This is a genomic window from Halobacillus sp., from assembly GCF_049282395.1.
Taxonomy (GTDB): domain Bacteria; phylum Bacillota; class Bacilli; order Bacillales; family Halobacillaceae; genus Halobacillus.
Genome location: NZ_JBAPTY010000068.1, coordinates 1 through 3,663, shown reverse-complemented (window position 1 = coordinate 3,663; position 3,663 = coordinate 1). Strand labels below are relative to the sequence as shown.

The 3,663-nt window shown below is 39.9% G+C and carries 5 protein-coding genes and 1 pseudogene; 3 read left to right on the top strand and 3 right to left on the bottom strand.

Annotation, left to right across the window (positions count from 1 at the left end; translation table 11 throughout):
• Positions 1–470 (bottom strand): malate:quinone oxidoreductase (locus WAM07_RS03600; protein WP_422164842.1); only part of this gene is annotated, 470 nt, incomplete at its 3' end.
• Positions 471–666: 196 nt separating this feature from the next.
• Complete coding sequence (locus WAM07_RS03595; RefSeq protein ID WP_422164841.1) at positions 667–1,602, bottom strand: aldo/keto reductase; 936 nt, start codon at positions 1,600–1,602, stop codon at positions 667–669.
• Positions 1,603–1,982: 380 nt separating this feature from the next.
• Here WAM07_RS03595 and WAM07_RS03590 point away from each other — a divergent pair, with 380 nt between their 5' ends.
• The 3 genes from WAM07_RS03590 (at position 1,983) to WAM07_RS03580 (ending at position 3,292) form a co-directional block, all read left to right on the top strand.
• The gene (locus tag WAM07_RS03590; RefSeq protein WP_422164839.1) at positions 1,983–2,816 is read left to right on the top strand and encodes a type II toxin-antitoxin system SpoIISA family toxin; all 834 of its coding nucleotides are present in this window, start codon (positions 1,983–1,985) and stop codon (positions 2,814–2,816) included.
• Between the two features lie 48 nt (positions 2,817–2,864).
• Positions 2,865–3,044: a hypothetical protein gene (locus WAM07_RS03585; protein ID WP_422164837.1), complete on the top strand. Its 180-nt coding sequence runs from the start codon at positions 2,865–2,867 to the stop codon at positions 3,042–3,044.
• A gap of 104 nt (positions 3,045–3,148) precedes the next feature.
• Complete coding sequence (locus tag WAM07_RS03580; RefSeq protein WP_422164836.1) at positions 3,149–3,292, top strand: hypothetical protein; 144 nt, start codon at positions 3,149–3,151, stop codon at positions 3,290–3,292.
• Between the two features lie 190 nt (positions 3,293–3,482).
• On the opposite strand, the pseudogene WAM07_RS03575 reads toward WAM07_RS03580, so the two are convergent.
• Positions 3,483–3,663, bottom strand: a pseudogene (locus tag WAM07_RS03575) (cardiolipin synthase); the annotation flags it as partial.

Sequence of the window (3,663 nt, the reverse complement as noted above, 5' to 3'; positions counted from 1 at the left end):
ATCCATTCCTTCAGCTTTTCCGGATCCTCGGAAAATTCCATCCCCTTAAACAGTGGATGAGCTGTCATGGTTTCATGACGTTTCTTCAAAAAGTTAATGTTGTCTCTCCCGTGAACGAGGCTCATATGAGGCAGAGAGCGCACAAATTCTTCCGGGTTATGGATGTAGCCTTTGTTGAGGAGATAGGACCAATACTGCTTTGTAATCTGGAACTGTTCATTGATTTTGATCGCCTTGCTGATATCGATCGATCCATCGCTCTGCTCTTTTGTGTAATTAAGTTCACAAAGTGCCGCATGGCCCGTTCCGGCATTATTCCATACGTTCGAGCTTTCTCCACCTGTCTTATCAAGCTTTTCAAACACTTTAATATTCCAATCGGGTGCTAATTCTTTCAGAAGCGATCCTAATGTGGCACTCATGATGCCGGCGCCAATCAGGATGACGTCTTTAGTTTCTCTGTTGGTCATTGTTAACCATCCTTATTCCTGAGTTTTGCAGAGAAGCTGCGGGATTTATTCCGTCGCACCTCTCCAATAAAATACTAGCTACCTATATGATAACGCTTTAACAGTGAAAAAGTCATGCTTCCTTAACCATTATACATGATTCCTAACTGGTAAAAAAAGGTTCAATTATCCGGTAAGGGATTCCAATCCCCTCCCATTACCACGCCAGTCCGGAATCCTTGATTTCTTCTTCCCAAAAATCTTTTAATTCCTTAACCATTTGCGTGGGCAAGCCACCTTCTGAGGCACTCAGATTGTGGTTTAATTGTGAAACATCTTTCGCTCCGGGAATAATGACAGACACTTCTCTGTACGAAAGAATAAATCGCAGGGCTGCCTGTACCATAGAGTAGTCATTCCCTACAATACGACGAACCTGTTCGACTAATTTTCCTCTTCTTTCGATTTCCTCTGCACTCCACCTGCTCCTGATTCCACTAAAGGTGCTGCTTTCGTCGTACTTTCCAGTAAGCCATCCAGAATCAAGCGGAACCTTGGTAATGACGCCAACCCCTTGATGATGAGCTGATTCCATGGCGGCCGCTGGTTCTTGGTGAAAAAGATTGAACATTACCTCAATGACCTGGCTCTCCGTTTGGTTCAATAGTTCAGACATCTCTCTTCCCGTATCGACCGAAGCCCCAAACGCTCTGATCTTTCCATCGTCTTTCAGTTTTTGTAACACCTCAAATTGCGTACTATCTCCATGAAGAGATGAGAAAGGAGGATTATGCAGCAGAAGACTATCCAGATAATCCGTCTGTAACCTTCGTAAACTATCTTCTACAGAGGATATCAATCTTTCAGGCTCAAAGTTTTGTTCATCATTGGGATGATGGCCGCATTTACTGCTTATGACCACCTGATCTCTTTTTCCCTTCAAGGCCTTTCCCAGCAGTTCCTCACTTTTACCCGCCCCATAATTAGGAGCGGTATCAAAGAAATTGCAGCCTGAATCCATAGCTGCATTCACTAAATCAATGGCTTCATGATCCGACATCTTTCCCCAATCTTTCTCATTACCTAATTGCCACGCTCCAAAACCAACCTCAGAAACTTGCATCCCTGTATTACCTAAGCTGCGTGTTTTCAATTTTTTTCACCTTCTCTTTTTCTTTTTCCGTTCAAGGCACTGGTTAAGTAAAATAGATCGATGGTGCTTATGCGGTCCTTCTTTTTCGATAAATGTGATATCTATGAATAGTAAAAAACCTTCCACTGACAGTTTACACCCAATAACTAACAAATTCTAATGGAAAGGTGCTGCATCCCTTGTCATAAAAATTCTTATAAAAGAATCAAGCCCATTTAGAAAAGAAACTGAGATGGAGTTTCTTTTCTTTTTACATAGAGTGCCAATTTCTGGAGTGGTAAAATAGAATTAACTTACTATCTTTCCATACATTAGGGGGCGGAGCTGCTATGTAAAACAGGCGAATCAGCAAGTTTTTTAAATAAGAGGGAGATGATTACTTGGCTTTTAATTTTTTTGTAGGGGCTTTATTGATTTTTGCTATAGGAAACTATCTGTTTTTCTTATGGGATCAGCAGAAGTATTGGTTTTCTCTACCAAAAATTAGAAAGGCTTTGTACACTCTTTTTGTGGGTGGACTCGCTGTTGGTTTGTTAGTGGGGGAAACAGATCTGTCTAATTGGCCGTTCATCTTAACACTTACGGCTGTCATAGTATTTATGGATTTAGCGTTACTACTAACCCCAAGTATTATGAAGCTATGGAAAGCAGAGTTTGAACACAATAACGATCTGCAAAATATCATTCTGACATACGAAAAGGTGAGAAAAGCAAATTACCGAAGGGTTGAAACCATGTCAGTCATGATCCAGAACGCACAAAACTATTTTACAGGTGAACACATTCAAGCAGAAACTCGGTCGGAAGATTTAGGAAAGTACCTAAAGAAGTACACGGACCTGTATGGAATATCTGTTCAAGTATCTCCCTTGGAGGTGGTTCCTCCTGAGTATAATCCTGGGTGGGAAGGTATGAGTGAAGAAGAAATATATGAATATGAAGAAGTCCAACCTGTATATGAAGCCATTTTGAGACAGTTGGACATCATTGAAGCCACTCATAATTTTGAGATGGGAAAACATAAAGAGGTATATGCCGAATACCTTCTTCAATATGAGGTGGTTTCTTTAATGGAGGAAGAAAGTATGATTATTCCTGTGATAAACAGGAGAGAGCAATATTTAATAGTTTTGAAGAGCGAACACGGGGAAGTATTAGAAATAGACGCTCTTCATATCGTTAATCTAACAAACCTGTATCACCTGTATCGTTAGCTATGTGTTATAATAAGTGTAAGAACACTTGTAAAAGGAGAGCTTACTATGAATATCAAACTTCCTCAGAAAACAAAAAGAGGCAAAGTTGTGAAAGATGCCAAGAATCCCCATGCCCGCTTCTCCAGGGAAGGACAAGTGACTACGTTATCGGAGCATTCTAAAAGTAAAACGACCAAAGAACTTGAAAGACTAAATAAAAAAGTAATGTCGTATCTGAATCGATAGAATACAGACAGGATGCTTTTCAATAAGCATCCTGTTTTTTTGTATAGATTTCCTGTCCTTTGAATAGAATGAGTAAAAACAAGGGAGAAGGGAGATCAAGCCAAATGGCTAAAGATCCCAAACGAATAGAAAATTTTAAGCGGGGCATTACTCATTTTTCAGAAGCAACGTTGGCTAGTTCAAAAATGGCAAAGCTCCATAAAGAAGCAATGAAAAAAATCTTAGCGTATAAAGGAAGATTTGGTTGATAGATAGATTTCCAAATGGTCTGCGACTGGGATTTTTAACTTTTCTACTCAATTCCTAGAGACCAGCTTTTTCTTTCACAATCTACCCTAAAAAAAGAGGCGATCCTAATTAATGAACCGCCTCCATTATCCATATTAAAAAAGAGCTTCCCCTTTTATGGAAGCTCTTTTCATATACTTCGGTCATTTCCTACAAAGCAGGTGAAAATAAACGGGCAAAAGATTCCTTGGTTCGCACCACGACCCCTCTATTTTGGAAGGCTTCTGCATCCACTTTGTGGCTGTTCTCCATATCATGTTTGTAGTTATCGATCAGACTTTGGACGCTTGAAGTCCGAAATAAAAAGGCATTCACTTCGAAATTTAAATTC